This window comes from Paenibacillus sp. RC67 (assembly GCF_030020805.1).
Taxonomy (GTDB): domain Bacteria; phylum Bacillota; class Bacilli; order Paenibacillales; family NBRC-103111; genus Paenibacillus_S.
Map to the genome: position 1 here is coordinate 987,297 of NZ_CP125098.1, position 20,969 is coordinate 1,008,265.

22 protein-coding genes are annotated in these 20,969 nt (G+C 46.4%); 18 read left to right on the forward strand and 4 right to left on the reverse strand.

From position 1 onward, the window contains the following. The first annotated feature begins 8 nt into the window (after window positions 1-8). From QMA13_RS04500 to QMA13_RS04525, 6 genes are all read left to right on the forward strand, one after another. Window positions 9-245, forward strand: coding sequence for a hypothetical protein (locus tag QMA13_RS04500; RefSeq protein WP_282939801.1), 237 nt, complete (start codon window positions 9-11; stop codon window positions 243-245). Next, window positions 242-640, forward strand: coding sequence for a hypothetical protein (locus tag QMA13_RS04505; RefSeq protein WP_282939802.1), 399 nt, complete (start codon window positions 242-244; stop codon window positions 638-640). The genes QMA13_RS04500 and QMA13_RS04505 overlap by 4 nt, the downstream gene beginning before the upstream one ends. A gap of 7 nt (window positions 641-647) precedes the next feature. Next, window positions 648-1,142: a hypothetical protein gene (locus QMA13_RS04510; protein ID WP_282939804.1), complete on the forward strand. Its 495-nt coding sequence runs from the start codon at window positions 648-650 to the stop codon at window positions 1,140-1,142. 29 nt (window positions 1,143-1,171) lie between these two features. After that, window positions 1,172-2,995: a hypothetical protein gene (locus QMA13_RS04515; protein ID WP_282939805.1), complete on the forward strand. Its 1,824-nt coding sequence runs from the start codon at window positions 1,172-1,174 to the stop codon at window positions 2,993-2,995. A 64-nt stretch (window positions 2,996-3,059) separates the two neighbouring features. Continuing rightward, complete coding sequence (locus QMA13_RS04520) at window positions 3,060-3,677, forward strand: S-layer homology domain-containing protein (RefSeq protein WP_282943257.1); 618 nt, start codon at window positions 3,060-3,062, stop codon at window positions 3,675-3,677. A 338-nt stretch (window positions 3,678-4,015) separates the two neighbouring features. Next, complete coding sequence (locus QMA13_RS04525) at window positions 4,016-5,209, forward strand: M24 family metallopeptidase (protein WP_282939806.1); 1,194 nt, start codon at window positions 4,016-4,018, stop codon at window positions 5,207-5,209. A 136-nt stretch (window positions 5,210-5,345) separates the two neighbouring features. Here the strand turns inward: QMA13_RS04525 and clpP are convergent, their stop codons facing one another. The 3 genes from clpP to QMA13_RS04540 are packed head-to-tail and all read right to left on the reverse strand — an operon-like array spanning window position 5,346 to window position 6,921. Then, the gene (clpP, locus tag QMA13_RS04530; RefSeq protein WP_282939807.1) at window positions 5,346-5,933 is read right to left on the reverse strand and encodes an ATP-dependent Clp endopeptidase proteolytic subunit ClpP; all 588 of its coding nucleotides are present in this window, start codon (window positions 5,931-5,933) and stop codon (window positions 5,346-5,348) included. A 44-nt stretch (window positions 5,934-5,977) separates the two neighbouring features. Then, window positions 5,978-6,316: a hypothetical protein gene (locus QMA13_RS04535; protein ID WP_282939808.1), complete on the reverse strand. Its 339-nt coding sequence runs from the start codon at window positions 6,314-6,316 to the stop codon at window positions 5,978-5,980. Between the two features lie 5 nt (window positions 6,317-6,321). Next, window positions 6,322-6,921 carry a winged helix-turn-helix domain-containing protein gene (locus QMA13_RS04540; protein ID WP_282939810.1) on the reverse strand — a complete coding sequence of 200 codons (600 nt, stop codon included), beginning with the start codon at window positions 6,919-6,921 and terminating at the stop codon, window positions 6,322-6,324. A 453-nt stretch (window positions 6,922-7,374) separates the two neighbouring features. Here QMA13_RS04540 and QMA13_RS04545 point away from each other — a divergent pair, with 453 nt between their 5' ends. The 8 genes from QMA13_RS04545 to QMA13_RS04580 all read left to right on the forward strand — a co-directional run bounded on the left by QMA13_RS04545 (window position 7,375) and on the right by QMA13_RS04580 (window position 14,637). Next, the gene (locus QMA13_RS04545) at window positions 7,375-8,385 is read left to right on the forward strand and encodes a LacI family DNA-binding transcriptional regulator (protein WP_282939812.1); all 1,011 of its coding nucleotides are present in this window, start codon (window positions 7,375-7,377) and stop codon (window positions 8,383-8,385) included. A gap of 233 nt (window positions 8,386-8,618) precedes the next feature. Continuing rightward, entirely contained in the window at window positions 8,619-9,887 is a 1,269-nt protein-coding gene (locus QMA13_RS04550) for an ABC transporter substrate-binding protein (RefSeq protein WP_282939813.1), read from the forward strand. 72 nt (window positions 9,888-9,959) lie between these two features. Further along, window positions 9,960-10,826 (forward strand): carbohydrate ABC transporter permease, encoded by an 867-nt coding sequence (locus QMA13_RS04555; RefSeq protein ID WP_282939814.1) that lies wholly within the window; start codon window positions 9,960-9,962, stop codon window positions 10,824-10,826. Continuing rightward, on the forward strand, window positions 10,826-11,647 hold the full coding sequence (locus tag QMA13_RS04560; RefSeq protein WP_282939815.1) for a carbohydrate ABC transporter permease: 822 nt from the start codon (window positions 10,826-10,828) through the stop codon (window positions 11,645-11,647). The genes QMA13_RS04555 and QMA13_RS04560 overlap by 1 nt, the downstream gene beginning before the upstream one ends. Window positions 11,648-11,714: 67 nt before the next feature. After that, window positions 11,715-13,397 carry a glycoside hydrolase family 13 protein gene (locus QMA13_RS04565; RefSeq protein WP_282939816.1) on the forward strand — a complete coding sequence of 561 codons (1,683 nt, stop codon included), beginning with the start codon at window positions 11,715-11,717 and terminating at the stop codon, window positions 13,395-13,397. A 48-nt stretch (window positions 13,398-13,445) separates the two neighbouring features. Continuing rightward, window positions 13,446-13,685 (forward strand): hypothetical protein, encoded by a 240-nt coding sequence (locus tag QMA13_RS04570; protein WP_282939818.1) that lies wholly within the window; start codon window positions 13,446-13,448, stop codon window positions 13,683-13,685. A 7-nt stretch (window positions 13,686-13,692) separates the two neighbouring features. Next, window positions 13,693-14,253 carry a hypothetical protein gene (locus QMA13_RS04575; protein WP_282939819.1) on the forward strand — a complete coding sequence of 187 codons (561 nt, stop codon included), beginning with the start codon at window positions 13,693-13,695 and terminating at the stop codon, window positions 14,251-14,253. A 129-nt stretch (window positions 14,254-14,382) separates the two neighbouring features. Continuing rightward, complete coding sequence (locus tag QMA13_RS04580) at window positions 14,383-14,637, forward strand: hypothetical protein (protein WP_282939821.1); 255 nt, start codon at window positions 14,383-14,385, stop codon at window positions 14,635-14,637. Between the two features lie 324 nt (window positions 14,638-14,961). Here QMA13_RS04580 and QMA13_RS04585 read toward each other — a convergent pair whose 3' ends face one another. After that, complete coding sequence (locus QMA13_RS04585; RefSeq protein ID WP_282939823.1) at window positions 14,962-15,171, reverse strand: hypothetical protein; 210 nt, start codon at window positions 15,169-15,171, stop codon at window positions 14,962-14,964. A gap of 207 nt (window positions 15,172-15,378) precedes the next feature. Here QMA13_RS04585 and QMA13_RS04590 point away from each other — a divergent pair, with 207 nt between their 5' ends. The 4 genes from QMA13_RS04590 (at window position 15,379) to QMA13_RS04605 (ending at window position 20,921) form a co-directional block, all read left to right on the forward strand. Beyond that, window positions 15,379-16,440 carry a MerR family transcriptional regulator gene (locus QMA13_RS04590; RefSeq protein ID WP_282939824.1) on the forward strand — a complete coding sequence of 354 codons (1,062 nt, stop codon included), beginning with the start codon at window positions 15,379-15,381 and terminating at the stop codon, window positions 16,438-16,440. A 349-nt stretch (window positions 16,441-16,789) separates the two neighbouring features. Then, window positions 16,790-17,470: an SDR family oxidoreductase gene (locus QMA13_RS04595; RefSeq protein WP_282939825.1), complete on the forward strand. Its 681-nt coding sequence runs from the start codon at window positions 16,790-16,792 to the stop codon at window positions 17,468-17,470. 60 nt (window positions 17,471-17,530) lie between these two features. Continuing rightward, entirely contained in the window at window positions 17,531-18,337 is an 807-nt protein-coding gene (locus QMA13_RS04600) for a 6-carboxytetrahydropterin synthase (protein WP_282939826.1), read from the forward strand. Between the two features lie 40 nt (window positions 18,338-18,377). Beyond that, window positions 18,378-20,921, forward strand: coding sequence for an EAL domain-containing protein (locus QMA13_RS04605; RefSeq protein ID WP_282939827.1), 2,544 nt, complete (start codon window positions 18,378-18,380; stop codon window positions 20,919-20,921). Window positions 20,922-20,969 lie beyond the last annotated feature (48 nt).

Genomic DNA, 20,969 nt, shown 5'->3' on the forward strand with positions numbered 1-20,969 from the left:
AATAACGTATGAAACCAGCTTTGGAGAAGTTTTTGTTAATTGCGGCTACGCTGGCTGCTATTGGAATTTTCATTTTTGTTGCATTGTGGGGATCGATTAAAGACAAGAAAACCCAAATGGATGATTTATTTAATAATACCAACGTTCCCACATCGTATCACTATCAAATGAAAGGAACGCCGCAGCCGGATTTCTTGAAGGGTGATGATTCGCTCACCATAAGCATTGAAACCATATCCGCATGAAAGCCGCTTTGGTGGAAATGCTGACCGTGTATATTTTAATGCTGCTGCTGTTTCAGCCGATCTTGCACGATATTTACTCAACACGGGCGAATGCGGTAGAGATGGTACTGGACAGCGCGATCCAAAAAGCGGCGAATGCCGACAACGGCCGATTTACGTCTGAAATTATCGATGAGATGCGGGGGACGCTGGTGCATACGTTTTTGCTTGATGCGAACGATATTCGGTTTACCGGGACGACGGAGCTTACACCGAGGGGAGAGTATATTGAAGGGAAGCTTTCTGTGAAAAGTACGCCAAGGTGGCTTTTTCGCAGTATGTTCGGCAGTGTCGACCGTGACCCTCCGGAAATCGTCCGCTATGCGAAGCAAATGAGCGAAGCGCTGGTACGGTGAGAAGGATATGAACCGGGCGCTGCTTCTCATTTTTATAATCCTAATGTTCTTATATACGACAAGCTTTGAAGCGGATCGTTATGTGACGGAAACTACGCATAATCGGCTTAAATTCGCAATCAATCGGGGAGCTCATGACGCCGCCCTGCAGGTGAAGAAGGATCGGCTTGCCGAAGGGGACATCGTGTTCGAACGAAGTGATTCCCGGGCTGCTTTTGAAGCGGGAATGAGGCACAATCTCCAACTCAACAGTGATGGGACGCCTTATACAGGCACATTATTGAAGGATCGCCCCGTCGTTGTATTCGAGGATTATGTGGATGACAGTAGACCGGGAGTCCGTTTTCCCTTCAGCTATGTCCAGGAGAGCGAGCATATATCCAAAATGTTAAAAGGGCCCGCTGTCATTTACAAAGTAAAGGTTAAGCTTCCCCGAACGAATGCATTGTCGTTCAACGGCGATGTTTATAAAACGGTCATTTACGAATATCCGCTGGATTGATTTTACTTAATAAATGAGGTGGATACTACTTGCTAAAAAGAACAAAAAAACTAGCATCAGCCGGGCTGCTTTCGTGCATTGTTTTTGGTTCGCTGCTTCCTGCTGGCCCAGTACATGCGGCTGCATCCGCACCCCCTGCTCCGAGTTCGATCCGGGTAGATAATCGGCCGGCGGGGACAAGTGATCTTGTTACCGTAAGCGGGTTATCCGCCGGTGATGAAGTGAAGGTATACGCAGATGGAGGAGCGGCTTCTCCTATTGGAAGTTCTACGGTTAGCAGCGGATATTCCAGTACTACGGTCACAGTTGACCAGTTAGGAGTATTGGGTGGTCATATTTACGTTACGGTCACGCAGCCATCCTATTCCGAGAGCCGACGTATCGTCAAATCGTTCGCGGAGGAACCTTTATCTGTGCCCCCTGCGGTGACATCCATTCGTATAACCAATCGGTCGGGGGGAGCCAATGACCAGGTTACGGTTAGGGGGCTTCACGTAGGGGATGTGGTAAAGGTTTATAAAGATGCATCCAAAACCAAGCTGCTTGGTTCTAGTACAGTAGCATCAAGCACGACAGATGGAACGGTCATATCAGTCGGTCAGTTAGGCGCTGAGGAAGGTGTCATCTATGTAGCTGTAACCGAGCCTGGCAAAAGAGAAAGCCGGACGGTAGAAAAGGGGTATGATGCGGAGCCGAGAACAGGTAAGCCTCAGATTGATCAAATACGTGTTAATAATGAACGGGGATCTAACGACCATGTCATCGTGTCGCAATTGCAGCCTGGCGATATTGTGAAGGTGTATGCCTCTAATCGTGACTCGTCTCCAGTGGCACAAGCGATTGTGGCATCGGGAGCTTCCTCGGTAGAAATCCCTATGGCCCTTCCTTCAACAGGAGACGGTCAAGGGAGCATTTATGTTACGGTAACGGCACCGCCGCTTCTGGAAAGCGAACGAATATCGAAGCGTTACAATCCTGAACCGGTGACGCCGGCACTAGCCCCGGGAATGATCGTTGTTACGAATGAGCAGGAAGGAACGAGCGACCATATTGAAATCTTTGGTTTATCGGCTGGCGATATAGTGAAAGTATATCCGACCGCGGATGCGACCTATACTTTGGGTACGACAACGGTCACCTCGGATTCCTCTTTGGCCGTTATCAAAATAGGACAATTAGGCAAGCAAGCAGGCTATGTCTATGTTACGGTTACTTCCGCATCCGGGCGGGAAAGCAGCCGAACGGTAAAAAGCTATGCGGCTGAGCAGGCGGGACTCGCCCCATCGCGTTCAGATATTGAAATACGCAATGTGGCAGGGCCGAACGATACGGTTACCGTCATAGGACTTCAGCCTGGCGATATAGTCAAAGTATATGCGGAGGAAGCGGCTGCAGCTCCAATCGGTACGGCTATTGCAGATGGAACCGCATCTGCTGTCGTATATACCGCTTTACCCGAAACCGGATATGGTACGGTCTATGTAACGGTAACCCGCTCACAGGGAGAAGAAAGCTCACGGACGCCTAAAATTTATGCGGCAGAGCCATTAACGCTGCCTCTCTCACCTAACAACATTAACGTTAAGAACGTTACCGATCAGAACGTAGATGAGGTGACCATCACGAATCTCAAGCCAGGGGATACCGTGAAGCTCTATGAGGATGCGTTTTCTACCCAACCTATTCAAACAGCTTGGGGATCAGAGGCTGTCGCAACTGTGCCAGAAGGCAGCTCGGTTGTCACGATCAAACGTTTGCAGTTGAATTCAGCAGGCGGCAAGCTGTATGTGACGGTCACTTCCCCGGAGCGGCGTGAAAGCAGTCGGGTGCTGAAAGCATACGAGGCAGAGTAAATTGGATGAAAAGAGGTTAGATGCTATGTCCACCATTAGGAGACAAAAAAATAAATTGAAATTGATGTTTGCGGCTGCATCCATAGTCCTTATTCGCAGGACCGCTTATGTACTCGCATTGGCTAGCTTGCCCTTTGCTTTTTCATCCGGAGGAAATGCAATTTATGCTAATCCGGAGTCAGCTGAGTTTAGTGATATGCATGGACATTGGGCGGAGGAGCCTATCCTGGAAGCTGTTTCCGAAGGTATTATCTCGGGTTACGACGATGGAACGTTCCGTCCGGACCGTTCGGTAAGTCGAGCGGAATTTATCAACATGCTGCTAGCAGGACTGCATATACCGCTTGCTGCATCTTCTTCTGAACACAGCAGCCAAGAGGCAAGCTTTCAGTCACTTCGTGATGTCGGTATCGTGGATGAGAACGATTTTTCGGCTGACGAGCTGGATCAAGAGCTCCAACGCGCCGAAATGATTCGGTTAGCGCTTCGCACCATGGACCCTGAGGCAGGCCAAGAGCAGACGGCTAAACAAAGAGAGCAGGCCGTAGATGCGGGACTAATTGATGAGGCCGGTGATACGTTGAAAGGCACTCAAGCGGCAACGCGTGCTGAAGCGGTCGTTGTGCTGCAGCGTTTGAAGCGCATTGTTCTAGCTAAGACCATGGATAGTGTGGGCTCATAAGAAAACGACTTGAGATAAAATGAAACAGATGTCGGCATATCCAATGCTGCCATCTGTTTTTATTTGATACGGGCATTGTTAATGAAGAAAAACAGAGACGAAAGGAATGTCTTGAATGCAGGAAGTCTGTGGTCCAAAAACACCTAAGGATGTTGAAAGCATAAAGAAGATGGAGTACTCTTACAAAAGAGAGCTTGCAGAACAGGTACGCATTACATGAAGGACGACGGATTAGGTAGGTAGAAAACGAATAGTTGGAGCAGATCACTAGATACCGGAACGATAAGATTCCTTTTATAGAATACCAATGTCAATTTTGTAACTGGGAGTGAAGGACAATGAATGAAAATGTTTTACGTATTCAACGCTTGCAGGAGCGTTTGCGTCAGAGCCAGATGGATGGCTGCATGATCACTCAAAATGTAGATTTGTATTATTTCACGGGCTCTATGCAAACCGGATATTTGTTTGTTCCGAGTGACGGAGAGGCTGTCTTTTTCGTTCGGCGTAGTGTTCTAAGGGCACAGGAAGAATCAGCAATAACCGTGGAGGCCCTGGGCTCTTTTCGCAGCTTTGGGAAAAGGCTTGCCGAAGTATTTGGCCCCTTGTTGCAGCAGGCGGCAAGCTCACGCAAGCTGAAATTTGCTGCTGAATTCGATGTCCTGCCGGTACAGCAGCTGTTGAAGCTGCAAAATGTATTGCCTGATATCGATTGGGTGGATGGATCGACGATCGTTCGTGAACTGCGGATGATCAAATCCGTTTCAGAAATAGCCCTTATAAAGGAAGCGGCGCGAGTTATCGATCTGGCATTTGAACACTCAGTCAGCATACTGAAGCCAGGGATGACGGAGCTGGAACTAATGACCAGCATCGAACAGTTCATTCGTCTTCAAGGCCATATAGGATTGATGAGAATGCGCGGATATAATCAGGAGGTTATAACAGGTATGGTTGGGGCAGGAGAAGCCGCCGCTACGCCAAGCTATTTTGACGGTCCGGCTGGAGGTCGAGGCTTAAGCGCTGCTGTTCCACAAAGCGCCAGTCGCCGACCGATTCAGGCTAACGAGCCTATATTGCTGGATGTTGGCTGCTGCATCGACGGGTATGTCATTGACCAGACCCGTACTGTAGTTATTGGCAATCTTCCGGATGGCCTTGTCCATGCGTACGATACATCGGAGCGAATCCTCCGCAGTGTTGAGGAGATGCTGAAACCAGGGACTGTGTGCGAACGTTTATATATGCATTCGATGCTTATGGCGCATGATGCGGGATTAAGCGATCATTATATGGGCTTCGGCGACGACCAGGTCAAGTTTCTCGGTCATGGGATCGGGCTCGAAATCGATGAGCTGCCTGTATTAGCCAAAGGCTTCAGCTATCCGCTGCAGCCTGGGATGGTCATAGCGATTGAGCCGAAATTTACGTTCCCGCAGCGCGGGGTTGTCGGTATCGAGAATAGCTATGCGATCACCCATACCGGTTATGAGAAGCTGACAGTCACCCGGGAAGGCCTGATCCGGATATAGCCGTCAGTATAGAATAGCAAAAGCAGCGGGAAAGGCAGTGAAATCACTGTCTTTCCCGCTGCTTTTTAATACGAAATGCTGTGTATTGTCTGCCAACAAATGGATCAAATCCCGCTTGGTCCCTTAGAAGAACCCCTTATGCCTGAACCCGCTCGATGACTTTATCGATCAACCCATATTCCTTGGCTTCGATTGAGCTCATAAAATAATCCCTGTCGGAATCCTTCTCCACTTTGTCAAAAGGCTGTCCGGATGTTTCCGCGATAATTTTGTACAGCGTATTACGCGTCTTCATAATATTCGCCGCCCGGATTTGAATATCCGATGCTTGCCCCTGTGTGCCGCCCCACGGCTGGTGAATCATAATTTCGGAGTTCGGAAGGGCAAACCGTTTGCCTTTTGCGCCGCCTGTCAGCAGGATAGCTCCCATGGAAGCCGCAAATCCGACACAGATCGTTGATACATCAGGCTTAATAAACTGCATCGTATCATAGATTGCCAAGCCCGCTGTGGTCGAGCCCCCTGGGGAGTTGATATATAAATGGATATCTTTCTCAGGATCGGCCGCCGCAAGAAAGAGCAGCTGTGCAATAATACTGTTCGCCACCTGATCGTTGACCTCCGAACCAAGAAAAACGATACGATCCTTTAACAATCGGGAATAAATATCATATGATCGCTCGCCGCGACCCTCTTGCTCAATAACCATAGGAATATAGCTCATCTTCCTACCTCCATTTCACTTGTTGAACCTTTAAGTTCCGTTTTTTAGGCTGCTTTGCATTGGATATCTGTATTTCTTGAGATGTAGCTTCTTTTGCCGCTGAATCCGGAAGACACCATAATGAGCTTGACTAGAGGCTCCTTATCTCCGGTGTTCAGCTGCCATTCTTGTACGAGCGCCTCTTCAGAGATAAGCCGACCTTGGCCTGCCTTGTATTGCTCCAGATCAACAACATTAGCTTGCTGTTCTGTAGACACTTTATCACTCGTATCCACACTTTGTCTGGTTACAAGCAAAGGGGAGGCTGGCTTTACAGCCTCGGATGTTCCAGCAGCTATTTGCTGCTCCTTCACTGCCTCGTCATGAATCACTTTCTTGCTCATTAAGATTAATCTCCTTCCGCAGCCTTCGGATATACAGACAATATCACCTTATAAAGAGAGGGATTTTGACAATTATCCGCGGCTTTTGCATATTTTCCAACTAACTGCTTTACCATGGTCACGTAATCGGCAATGAAAGCTTCCCGGTCGTCGCCGTCGAGTAGAGGAATATCCATCTGTAAGGTAGCGCTCGGGATTTCAGTTCCTTTCTCCGAATGTTCCATGAGATAGACCGCATCCTTCTTCATTTGCTCTGCGGTTGTAATGAGCTGAGCCAATGAGCCGTGCTCCTTCAGCCGCTCGATCGTTTCCTCCGACAAGCTGAGTGATTCCGCCAATACGAATGTTTTGGCAATCGACTGATACAACACCTCGACAAGATTGCGAACCTGTCGCGTACCGACTCTACGAATTAATCCCGTTTTCTCCAGCGCCTTCAAGTGATAGTTCATCCGTTGAGGCGGCTCGTTGATCATTCTTCCCAACTCGGCAGCCGAAGCGGGCTCGATGAGCCGCGAAACGATATCCGCGCGTAGCGGATTGAGCAGAGCCATCGCTTGATCCGGCGACTGGATGAGACAGCTTTCCAGAATATCTTGCTGCAAACTAAACCAACCTCCATACAGTATTATACTTACGTAAAAATATTTTATTACGTTATTTTGGTTTTGTCAAAGGGCTGATGTCGTGTTTGTTTATTGATGAACTTGTTGATTGCTGCCGACATCCTGATAGATGACACGCTGTTACTGGTTCCTATAGTCCGGAAGAGTGTATTTTCGGAGGCAGATAATTTATCTCATTAAGAACAATGATTTTGATCTTGGGGAAGATTATACGCTCAGGGAGTGAATCTTCTGTAAATTCCGTCAATATTTCCTGTGCAGGCATCAATAAATCTAATGTATATAAGGAATCTAACAGTTCCCAAGCGAGTGCTGCTAGTTATTGTAAGCGATTTAAAAAAGATTTGACAAACCTTGAATAGGAGACTATTCTAAGAATACTTAAACGTTTACGTATTTAAAAGATGTTATGCAAAGAAGGTAATTTATGATATGAATCCTCCGACAATAAAAGACGTGGCCAAGGCAGCGGATGTTTCTGTTGCTACGGTTTCCCGGGTGCTTCATAATCTTGCCGGCTATTCGGATAAGACCAGGCAAAAGGTCATGCGGGCGGTGGAAGAGCTGGGGTATCAGCCTAATGCGATTGCAAGAGGCCTGGTGAATAAGAGGACCCAGACGATCGGCGTCCTGTTTCCGGATGTATCCAGCAGCTTCTCATCGGATATTCTTCGCGGTATTGAGGAAATCGCTCAAGAAAAAGGGTTCAGTGTCATTGTGTGTAATACGGCTGAGGAAGGCAAAAGGACTATGAAGTACCTACAGGTCCTGCGGGAGAAGCAGGTCGACGGTATTGTCTTCACGAGCGAAGTGCTGAAGGATGAGTATTTTCAAGCTATCAAGGAAATGAGAGTTCCAGTCATACTGGTCAATACGATGTCTCAGAAATTTATGATCCCTTATGTCAAGGTCGATGACCGCCAAGCGGCCTATCATGCGACAGACTACCTAATACAGAAGGGTCACCGGGAGATCGCCATGCTCACCGGCTCGATGAAGGATCAGATAGCGGGCTTCCCGCGCTTTGACGGGTATCGCCAAGCTTTGGCGGACAATGGAATCGAATTTGACGAATCTCGAGTGGCATGTGGTGATTTTGAACTGGAGAGCAGCAGGAAAGCCATGAAAAAGCTACTGGCTGAAGCCTCGCCTTTTACCGCTTTGTTTGCAGCAAGTGATGAGATGGCTATTGGCGCTATGAGGGCCGCCTTGGAGCAAGGGCTTAAGATTCCGGACGATATATCGATCATCGGTTATGATGATTTAAAATTTGCCAGAATGGTCTATCCGCCGCTGACCACCATTCATCAGCCATTGACCGCGATGGGGAGATTGGCATCGGAAAAGTTAATTACATTAATCGAAGAAGGTTCAACGCAAGTGTCGAGCAGCATCGTAAGTCATCATTTGGTAGAAAGACAAACCGTGAGATCAAAGCCTTGAAAAGGGCTTCTTTTTCAGATATTATAGTAAACGTTTAACCTAAAATCTTCTTTCCATAGTGAATGGGGCTTTGAAAAGATGGTATTTATCCTGATTTACTCTGTAAGGGTGGTGGTTTAAGCAAGATATGAGACTGTTTTTTGTCACCTCATTAGGTTAAACGTTTACTGAAGTTTATTGATGATAAAGTTCAGACATACTACTAATTGATTTATAAAATGGAGGGCTCTTCGATGAAAAAAACAGCTACGACTATATTTACAAGCGTTCTTGCACTTTCGGTTATTGCAGGCTGCGGAGGCGCGAAGACCAACAATGATGCTTCTTCCAATACGTCAGCTCCTGGCGCCAATGGGGAAAAAGTGAAGCTGGAGTTTTTCCAGAACAAGGCGGAAGCCAAAGCATCCTTCGATGAACTGGTCAAAAAGTTTAACGACGCGAACCCGAATATTACGGTCACTCAAGTGAACCCGCCCGATGCAGAAACCGTCTTGAAAACCCGTGTAGCCAAAAAGGACGTGCCTGATATTATCGGTCTTGGAGCGACGGACACGTTCGCGCAGTTGTCCAAAAGCGGTTTATTCGCTGACTTTTCGAATGACGCCCTCCTATCAAATATTCAACCTTCCTACATCGGCATGCTGAAGAAGCTGACAGGCACTGATCAGCTGTATGCTATTCCGTTTACTGCCAATGCGAGCGGCGTTATTTACAACAAGACGATGTTTAAAGAACTGGGTCTGAGCATCCCAAAAACTTATGATGAATTGATCGCTACTGCACAAAAAGTCAAGGATGCCGGCAAAACGCCGTTTTATCTGACGATTAAAGATTCCTGGACCGTGATGGTGCCGTTTAACTCCTTGTCGACAGATATCCTGGGCATTGATTTCTACGACAAACGCTCTAAAGGGACCGTTAAGTTTGACAGTCCGGAATTCCGCGAAGTGGCTGAGAAGCAATTAAAGCTTCTGGATTTCGGCCAAAAGGATATGATGGGCAAGGGCTACAATGATGGCAACACCGCATTCGCTAAAGGAGAGTCCGCTATGTACCTGCAAGGCGTGTGGGCAATTCCGGAAATTAAAAAAGCGAATCCGAACATCGACCTGGGTGTGTTCCCATTCCCTGCTACGAACGACCCGTCCAAGAATAAAGTGATTTCCGGCGTTGATACGCTGCTGACGATTTCCAAAAACAGCAAGCATCCCGAAGAGGCCAAGAAATTCATTGAATTCATGTTGAAGCCTGAGAACGTGCAAACTTACATTGATCAGCAAAAAGCTTTCTCCGCCGTGAAAAACGTGAATCAAACCGATGCCAGCGTACAAGATTTAAATGCTTCGTTTGCGAGCGGCGCCATCGACGATTTCTCCGATCACTATATTCCTGGAGCCGTTAAAGCCGATACGATTATCCAAAGCTTCCTGCAGAAAAAAGATGTCAACGCTTATGTGAAGCAATTTGATACCGAGTGGGACAAAGTTGCCAGCCGCAAGTAAGCGCCGTCGCAATTTGAAGAAGCAGGGCGCCGCAAGGCGCTCTCTCTCCCTATTTATTAAAGGAGGAACACCATGGTTTCGAGAAAAGCGGCGTTTTACAGTATGGCAGTGCCGGCGTTGCTCTTATTTTTCGCTTTTCATACCTTTCCGGCCTTACAGGGCATTTATTACGCTTTTACGAATTGGGACGGGTACAGTGAAGGCTATGACTTCGTCGGCTTTAAAAACTTCATAGGTTTGTTTCATGACGATAATGTGATCAACTCGTATTGGTTTACTTTTAAATATGCTATTGTCGTTACCGTGCTCATTAACGTGATAAGCTTGCTGATCGCGCTGGGGCTGAACTCGCGCATCAAATTCCGCAATTTCTTTCGGGGGGTTTACTTCCTTCCCAACGTGCTCGGCGTTCTCATCGTCGGCTATATTTTCAACTATATCTTTGCAAATGTTGTTCCGGTATGGGGAGAGAAGCTGGGAAGCGAATTTCTGTCCTCGAACATTCTCGGCAATGAGCAATGGGCATGGATCGGGATCGTTATCGTAGCGGTATGGCAGGGGATTGCGTTTAATACCATTCTCTATCTGTCCGGACTTCAAACGATTCCGCAGGATATCTATGAAGCATCCGATTTGGATGGAGCCGGTAAATGGCAGACGTTCTGGAAAATCACCTTTCCGATGATCTCTTCCTTTTTCACAATTAATATGGTGCTTGCTATGAAGAGCTCTCTGATGGTATTTGACCAGATCGTTGCCTTGACGGGAGGCGGACCCGGCCGCGCGACTCAATCCATTGCTTTCCTGATTTATCAAGGCGGTTTCCAGGGCGGCGAATTTGCCTACCAATCCGCGAACGCCGTTATTTATTTTATCGTGATTGTAGTTATCTCCGTCGTACAGCTTAAATTTTTGCAGAAACGGGAGATGGGTGCATAATGACCAAACAATCCACGAACTGGCTCGTCACGATTTTGATCGCTCTGGGATCCTTGCTGATTTTGTTCCCTTTATATATGGCTGTTGCTATTGCGCTGAAAAGTCCTGAGGAAATGGCCGAATCGCTCTTTTCGCTGCCGACGGGATTGCATTTTGAGAACTTCACGAATGCTATTGCGGCGACTAACTTTTTCTCGGCTCTCAAGAACAGCTTTGTTATTACCGTCGGTTCCGTTGCGTTTATTCTTCTAACTAATTCGCTCGTTTCCTATGCGATAGCTAGGAATATGAACAAGAAGTTTTTTAAAGGCTTGTATTTTTATTTTATCAGTGCGATGTTCATTCCTTTTCAAATTATTATGCTTCCGATTGTCAAGCTGACGACGGCACTGCATATGAACAACATGCCGGGATTAATTATTCTTTACATCGTATACGGACTTGCTTTTAACATTTTTGTGTATGTCGGCTATATCAGAACGATCCCGATTGAATTGGAAGAGGCTGCTACGGTGGACGGAGCTACGACCTACGGAACCTTCTGGCGTATTATCTTCCCTTTGCTCGCACCGATTAATGCCACCATTGTCATATTAAGCTGCTTGTCGACGTGGAATGATTTTATGCTGCCGCTCATTATACTGGGCAAACCGGAATCGTACACGCTTCCTCTGGTGCAGTATGTGTTTCAAGGTCAATTCAGCACCGATTTTAACTTGGCGTTTGCATCGTATCTGCTGGCTCTCGCCCCAATGGTTATCGTCTATCTGATTGCGCAAAAATGGATTATTAATGGCATTACGCAAGGCGCCGTGAAGTAAAGGCTATGTAAAAGCAATGAAATGACAGAGAACATATAAATAGAGAAACACGGATAGGAGCTTAAGCATGGACAACTTGAACCGAACTTGGTGGAAAGAAAGCGTCGTATATCAAATTTATCCCCGCAGCTACCAGGACAGTAACGGGGATGGCATCGGGGATATTCCCGGCATCATCTCACGGCTGGATTATTTAAAGCAGCTTGGGGTGGACATAATCTGGCTGTCTCCGGTCTATGAATCTCCCAACGATGATAACGGCTACGACATCAGCAATTACCAAAGCATTATGGATGACTTCGGTACGCTTCACGATTGGGAACAGCTGCTCGACGGACTGCACAGCCGCGGCATGAAGCTGATTATGGACCTTGTGGTCAACCACAGCTCTGACGAGCATGTATGGTTTGCCGAATCCCGCAAGTCCAAAGACAACCCTTATCGGGATTATTATATTTGGAGAGATGGCAAGGGCGACATGGAGCCGAACAACTGGTCTTCCTTTTTCAGCGGATCGGCTTGGGAACTGGATGAGACGACAGGGCAGTATTTCCTGCATCTATTCTCCAAGAAACAACCGGACTTGAACTGGGAGAATGAAAAAGTACGCCGCGAGGTGTACGACATGATGACCTGGTGGCTTGACAAAGGCATCGACGGCTTCCGGATGGATGTCATTAACCTTGTCAGCAAGGTGGAAGGGCTGCCGGACGCGTCGGGTGAAGGGACTTACAACTTCGGCGGAGAACACTTTATGAACGGTCCGCGCATTCATGAGTTTTTGCAGGAAATGAACCGGGAGGTCCTGTCCAAATACGATATTATGACCGTGGGCGAGACCATAGGCGTGACTCCGGATGAGGCGGTCAAGTACGTAGGCGAGGAGCGGGGCGAGCTGAATATGGTGTTCCAGTTCGAACTGATGGATATTGACTCAGGTCCTGGTGGAAAATGGAACATACAGCCGTGGAAGCTCACTGAATTCAAGCGCATCATGAGCAAATGGCAGAACGAGTTATACGGCAGAGGATGGAACAGCCTCTATTTGAATAATCACGATCAGCCGCGAATGGTTTCGCGTTTCGGGAATGACGGGCCCTATCGCAAGGAATCGGCTAAAATGCTAGCGACACTGCTTCACACTCTCCAAGGGACGCCGTACATTTATCAAGGTGAAGAGCTTGGCATGACGAACGTCAAATTCGATTCCATTGATCAATATCAGGACATTGAGACGATCAACATGTTCCATGAATATCGCGAAGCCGGACATAGCGTGGAGAACATTATGGCTTCCATTTACAGCAAAGGAAGGGATAATGCCCGCACCCCAATGCAGTGGAACACTACGGAGCATGGTGGATTTACAACGGGGACGCCTTGGCTTAAGATAAATCCGAATTATACGCAGATCAATGCCGAAGAGGCGCTAAATGATCCGAATTCTATTTTTCATTACTACCGCCGTTTAATCGAGCTTCGCAAGCAGCAAAACGTCATCGTATACGGAAAGTATGAATTACTGCTGGAGCAGGATGAGCGTATCTATTCGTTTACACGGACTTTGGGAGAGGAGCGCCTGCTGGTTGTTCTCAATTTCTATGAGACACCTGTGACGTTCGAGCTTCCAAGCACGGTCCGCTGCACATCAAGCGAGCGGCTCATAGGCAACTATGAGCTCAATGAAGGTTGGGATTTGCAGCGTCTGGAGCTGCGTCCTTACGAAGCTCAGGTATTCAAGCTGAACTAAATATAGATTATTGAGGCCTCTCGGCGTTTGCTGGGAAGGCTTCTTTTTTTGTCCTCAGCAAAATTTTTACAGAACCACGAAGTAACTAGAGAGCTTTTCATGTGGGCTTGCGGGACCGGGCGGCCTGCTCTGATCAATAAAGGCATATCGAAGCAAAAAATGTGTATCCAATCGATCAAAAGAAGCGAGATACCGCAAAAAGTGAAGCTTTCCAGTGAAGACGCCGGTTGTTATGTTGGGATCAAGCCGAATCGTAACAAGCCGATAACAGAAAGAAAAGGAAGGTGAACGAAGCATGCGTGCACAACAAGCCGTGGATGTAGGAAGCTGTGAAGGGACTCAACCTACGGTTTCACGAAAATCCATCTGGAAGGATATGAAGCGTAGGCCATTTCTCTATGGGCTTCTCATTCCCGTTATCTTTTACTTTATTGTATTTAAGTACTTTCCCTTATATGGGGAGATCATCGCATTCAAGGAGTTTCGGTTGGCTGACGGTATTTGGGAGCAAATGGGTGGGGCTGGAGCATTTCAACAGGCTTCTTCACAGCAGCGACCTCGTGAAGATCATTCGCAATACGCTATTCCGGGAATCCGAAGCACCGTAGCACTTATGCTTGTTTTGCAAATGGGCCGTATATTCGACGTCGGCTTCGAGCACGTATGGGTGTTAACGAATCCGATGGTGACCAGTGTCTCCGACGTCATGAACACTTATATCTATAGGCTTGGACTCGTCAATCTTCAATACAGCTACACAACGGCTATCGGTTTGTTTCAATCTCTGGTTGGTCTTGTGCTGGTGCTTTCTGTCAATCTTATCATCCGGGCAATGGGAGAGCGTGTGCTATGGTGACAAGATAAGGATGATTTGAGTTCAGAAAGGAGTGACTTTGAATGGCCACAGCCTGGATCAACCGTCAGGCGTATTGTTTACGGATAAGTGGGGAGAACGAAATGAATTTATTAACGGGGACTACAGGTAATGGCATGTGGGCAGTTTCCTGCAAGAATCAAGAATCATGCGGGAGATGAACCGGAACCAAAAGGACGCTCTCTACAGTTACATACACCCCACAAGCTGGGCAGACCAGTGCTGAGTGGATCGGGAGGGGAGAGCAGCTTTGATTCGCAGGCCGTTGATTGCCCCTTTGTCTTCGTCCATAAGGATCGTTTCTATATGATGTACGTAGGGTTTGACGGAGCAGCCATTAATCCCATATGGAGAAATAACGCATGATTAATTTCATGAAAGAGGAACCGTTTTATGTTCTATCGGCTATATAAGGAAAGGTGCTGTCCTTTTGAGATGGCACCTTTTTGTAGTCCTAATTTCTCGTAAAAGTTGCTGCTATAGCATCAAATGCAAAAAGAAAATAAACTAATTATGACAATAAATGTAGTAATATGGTACATGCAGAGATAAACGGCAACCGGACGTACCTAGGCTCTGAACCTTATACACTGCGAAGTACAAACCGAATACCTCGGTTCATGCCTTCTTCCAGCTGCTTCGAGTCACTAGTAGGGCACAATATAGCTTCTCTCTTGCGGTGATAGTTGATCAGCTGAAAGCCCAAATAGCATAAATGACATAGCCGCCTACAATAGTAATGATGTAATAGATAGATAGTCTTAGGAAAATTTTTCCTGTGCTTTTGTCGTAAGCCGGGTTTCCTTCTTTATTTTTTTGAGACATGCCAACAGCAATTGTAGCAATGAGTCCGAACATACCTACAATAAAAATGAGAATGTACAAAACGGTTAGACTCATAGGATCACCTTCTCATGGTTTGTATTCTTTCCTAACTGATTTTATTGTACAGGAATACCACCTCCTCGAAACCATCCAATTGGATGATCATAGGACCATCCAGTTGCTATAAAACGTTCACAAATTGGACAGCCGATTCACGATTAAAAACGCCAGTCAGTCTCATTATGTCAATAATTCATAAATTAGAGGAGGAAGCGCTAGTACATGAAAATTAACGAGCTCGCCAAGCGGCTGGACGTCACGCCGAGAGCGATTCGATTTTATGAAGAAAGGGGCTTGCTTCATCCCGAATATGAAGAGAACGGATACCGTCGGTATACGGAGGAGGATGCGTGGCGTCTTCAAACGATAGCGGCGTTTCGAGAAATCGGGTTCGGTATCGAAGGTATTGCCAAGCTCCTTCATTATGCGGATAGCGGTGATCGGGAGACGTACCGGCATTATTTGGAGCTTCAGCGCGCTGTATTGTTCGATCAGTGGGTGGAATGGAAGCAGGTGCTTACAACAATGGACAAGCTGATCGACAAATCGGGGAATTCTGAGCCGCTTAGGCTGGATGATTTATTCATGCTTGCCGATCACATCAAGCACTTGAAACAAACCCGTTCCTCCTGGGAGGACCGGTGGGATTACGATGTGCAGGCTGAACGATTTGACCAAGACAGCAGCGGTAGCGTAAGTCCTGTCGGTTTCATAGCCTCTTCTGAAGAATACGAACGGGCGCTGTCATATACCGTCCAGTGGATTGCTCCCCAGCCAGGTGAATCAGGGCTCGACATCGGTGCAGGGACTGGTAATTTAGCAGGGCGCCTGCAGCAAGAGGGAGCAAGTATGTTCGCTGTGGAGCAGTCAAGGCAAATGCTGGCCAAATGCCGCAGCAAATATCCGGATATTTCAGCTAAGCTGGGTAATTTCCTGGCGCTGCCATTCTTTGAGGGGCAGTTCCATTTCATTGCGACGAACATGGCCTTTCACCATTTGTCAGAAGAGCAGCAGCTCCTTGCGCTTGAAGAGATGAACCGGGTGTTAAAGCTGCAATGGAGAATAGTGATCACAAGTCTCATGTTTGAGCATGCCAGTGCGCGTGAGGAGAAGATGTCTGAGCTGAAAAGAACGGGCAGCCATGATCTCATAGCGGAGGTCAATGAGAAGCATCCGTCCGACCGGTCTCAAATACTTCAATGGTTCCGAGGACGCGGCTTTATTACCGTACAGCAGCAGATCAATGACTGGGTGCACATGGTCTATGCCGTACGTAAGCATTGACTGTCGATTTTGTCTCCAGATTAGAACAGCTTTCAACCAAAAATGACTTTCAAGTACATTTTATGTAATAAAATATACATTTAATTTAAAAGTTAGCATAATGATGCAGGGTAATATCTACATTTGTCGAAAAGATAAATGGAATGAATAACCTTTTTGATATTGTTATAGGAAAATAGTTTACCTGCAGTGTCACAGGACGCGGATTCGTTGAATCCTTCCATTCCGAGGAAACCGACTCTTTAGCCAGTCCGGGCTTAACAGCCGGTAATGGAGCTTCAATTCATAAATGTCGGGTATTCTCTATCCAAGCCGGCATTTAAAATAGTAGGAAGGGGATAGCATCTTCATGGAACCAAAAATCGCGTTAGTAACAGGAGCATCAAGGGGAATTGGCGAGGCTATAAGCAGAGAACTTTCTAAAAACGGTTACATAACCTATGCCGCCAGCCGCGGAAGCAATGAACATCAAAATGATAATCATCTTATTCATCTGCCTATGGATTTGAGTTCGGAGGCAAGCATTCGAGAAGCGTTTAGCATCATCGAACAAAAGCACGGGGTATTGGATGTGCTGGTGAACAATGCTGCGGTGATGATTAACAAGCCTTTTGAACAATTAGAACAAGAGGATTGGGAAGATACCTACACCACCAACGTGTTCGGTCCGATTCAATGCATTCAAAGAGCATTTCCTTTAATGAAGGATAGAGGCGGCAGAATTATCAATATCTCTTCCATTATGACGGAACGTCCGCTGCCTCAATCGGCCTTGTATACTTCCTCCAAGCATGCGCTAAATGGATTGGGCGAGGCGTTGGCAGAAGAATGGTATCCGAACCGCATCTTTTTAACGAAGCTGTGCATTGGAGCTACCTACACTGACTTGTGGAAGGGTGTTGAGGGCTTTACGCAGGACGACATGCTCCATGTCGATGATGTGGCACGAACGGCTGCATTTATTGCGCAAACCCCACTGCATGTTCGTATGGATGAAATCAAGATGACTCCGCCTAAAGGAGTACTCTAGCGATTCAAGGCATCAGAGATCGTAACATAAACATTCATTCCAAAGATGGGAGCTAAGCACATGATTTATTTAAGTAGGAAGCTTCATTTCTCTGCTGCTCATGTCTATCATGTTGATGCATGGACAGAAGAAGAAAATAAGAGAGTGTTTGGATTATGCAACAATCCTAATGGTCACGGACATGATTATGTCCTGGAAATTATGGTCCGAGGAGAGCTGGATCCCAAGTCGGGCATTGTGGTTAACATAACCGATATTGATAGAGTGGCTAAAGGGCTGATAAAGTCAGAGCTGGATGGCAAGTTTTTGGATCGCGAGCACCCCTATTTTCAAGAGCGCATACCGACGACGGAAAATATCGTTGAATATCTTTGGCAAGCTCTTGACGGAAAATTTCCTGATTGCGAGCTACATCAATTGATTTTAAGAGAAAATCATTATTTGCATGCGGAGAAGGAGCGGGATTCCATGGTTCGTTTGACAAGAAAATATCATTTCAGCGCAGCGCATCGGCTGCACAGCTATTTGTTAAGTGATGAAGAGAATAAACGAATTTTCGGCAAATGCAACAACCCTAATGGACATGGACACAACTACTATTTGGATGTGACCGTCCAAGGTGAGCCCGACTCTGTAACCGGAATGATCATGAATTTGGGCGATCTGGATCAGATTGTAGATGAATTAATCATTAAGAAATTTGACCACAAGCATTTAAACCTGGACACAGAAGAATTTAAAGAGCTGAACCCGACATCCGATGTTGTGGTTATGGTGATTTGCCAAATACTAGCTGAGCGCATTCCTAAACTGTATAAAGTTGGTCTATGGGAGACGGAGAAAAACTACTTTGAATATTACGCATAATATCTTTTGCCTATGACTCGTTTCAGTTGGAGGGATTCCATTGCCTCTTAGAAAAAAATTAGCGTTAACTTTTATCGTTGTAGTAACCATTATTATGGGTTTATACAATTTTTTGAATTACTATTTTTCAAGGGATCTTTTGTTGAAGGATCAAGAAAAACAAATGGATCTACTAGCTAAACAAATTGGAATCTCCATTGAACAGTCTCAATTTGGCGCTCAGTATGTTGAAGATTTAATAGGAAATAAACTACGAGTCGTAGCAGTAGCGGCACAAAATGCGTTAGATCCTGATATTGATAAGGTTACTAATGAGGAGCTTGTTGCTCTTTCGGAAAAATTAGGTGTGTCGCATATTACTCTTTTGCAGCAGGTAGGCGACGATATTAAAGGTATAAGATCCTCCGATTCCAAAGAGATCGATATGAGCACGAAGGATTGGGATTACTGGTTTGTGGCTTTTACTCAGCTGCTGAAGGATAAAAATACGGTAGTGGCGCAAGGACTAAAGCTGCCGAATTTTTGGTCGGGACCTGTAAATATATCTTATTCGGACCCGGATCATGTAGATAAGTGGGGCTATTATTACGATGGGACAACGAACTACATTATCAATCCCTATATAAGGGATACGCAGATTATGAAGTTTCAGCAAATCCTCGGACCGGAATCCATCCTAGAAAAAATATTGAAGAACAATAAAAGTGTACTCGAGATCACCGGGTTCAATCCTAAAACGTTTGGACATCCTCCGGTATACTCAGAAGCTAATGGTCAAAAGTATATCGACCTGGTGAACAGAGACATTCAGTTCGGACAATATGTGTATAAGGAAGCCGACGATGTTCAACATGTGACTGCATCCTTCCAATCGGGCAAGATGATCACCGTCGTTGCAGAAGCCAACGGGAAAAAGGTATTGAAAAGCTTCATTCCTATACAAGCGGCGAACCCTTATATCATCGGAATCGTCACGGATTACCATATCATTCAGGATATTTTAAGCGAGCAGCTCTTGAACAATTTCGTCATTTCCGTGATTGTTTTGATGATCGTGCTGCTGGTCAGCTTTTTATTGGCGGCTTATATTGTACGTCCGCTCAATCACATCCTGTATAAAGTGAACGAAATATCCGAGGGCAACTTCGGCGCCAAGATTGCTATTGACCGTAACGATGAATTAGGCTGGCTGTCCAAACGGGTCAATACGATGTCCATGAATCTCCAAACCTACACGCAGGAGCTAAAGGACAAGAATGCAGAGATCGAATTTCGCGCTAATTATGATTTTCTGACAGGTCTTCCTAATATCCGATTGTTTAACGAGCATTTCAAGAACACTCTAGAATCGGTAAAAAAGGACGGTTCCTCCATTGCCGTTCTCTTCCTGGATTTGGACCGATTCAAGTGGATCAATGATACGTTCGGTCATTCCAGCGGAGATTACTTGCTAAAAGAAGTTGCGCAGCGGATCGCAGGCATTGCCGGAGGGAATGAAATGGGCTCCCGGATAGGTGGGGACGAGTTCGTTCTGCTGCTGCCGGGCTATTCTCGGGAAGCGACGGAACAGAAGGTCCAGCAAATATTGCAGCTGCTGTCCAGACCCGCTTTATATGAAGGGCAAGAGCTTTCCGTAACCCCGAGTATCGGGATCAGTATGTTCCCATGCGATGGAGAGGACATTGATACGCTCGTCAAAAATGCGGATATAGCGATGTACCGTGCCAAGGAGCAGGGGCGCAATAACTTCCAGTTTTATGCTCTGGAGATGAAGGATAAGATAGTAAGAAGAGCAGCGCTGGAAAAAGGATTGCGCAAAGCTTTGGAACGTAATGAATTTACACTGTACTATCAGCCGCAAGTAGATTTGAACACGGGAGAAATTGTTGGTGTCGAAGCCTTGGTGCGATGGATTCATCCTGAGAACGGTCTGATCTCACCGCTGGAATTTATTCCGCTTGCCGAGGAGACTGGCCTAATCGCTCCTATGGGAGAATGGATACTGTATACGGCCTGCAAGCAAAACAAGCTGTGGCAGGAGAAAGGCTTCCCGCCTATGCGGGTATCCGTGAATCTGTCAGCACGTCAAATTCAGCAGCAAAATCTCGTCGATTACGTTCGGCAGGTGCTTGAAGAAACCGGTTTGGAGCCGACGCAGCTGGAGATGGAAATAACCGAGAGCATCGCTATGTACAATGAAGATTATGTTATAGGGAAACTGAATTCCTTAAAACAGCTAGGCATTCAAATAGCCATTGATGATTTCGGAACCGGATATTCCTCTTTGAATTATTTAAATAAGTTCCCGATTGATACGTTGAAGATTGACAAGTCGTTTATAAGCCAAGTCAAAAACAGCTCCGATAATATGGAAATCATTATGACGATCCTTGCCATGGCACGCAACTTAAAATTAAAGGTTATAGCCGAGGGCGTAGAAACGATCGAACAGCTTCGCTTTCTGCAAAATAACAAGTGCAATGAAGCGCAAGGTTATTATTTCAGCAAGCCGTTATCGGTGGATGATTTCGAACAGCTATTCGAGCAAATTGCCCGTGCGGCTGCAGGTAAAATTGAAAGCTAGCCCGAGGATGTGCGTCATGCAGGCCTCAGGCTAGCGATAGCCTCCCCT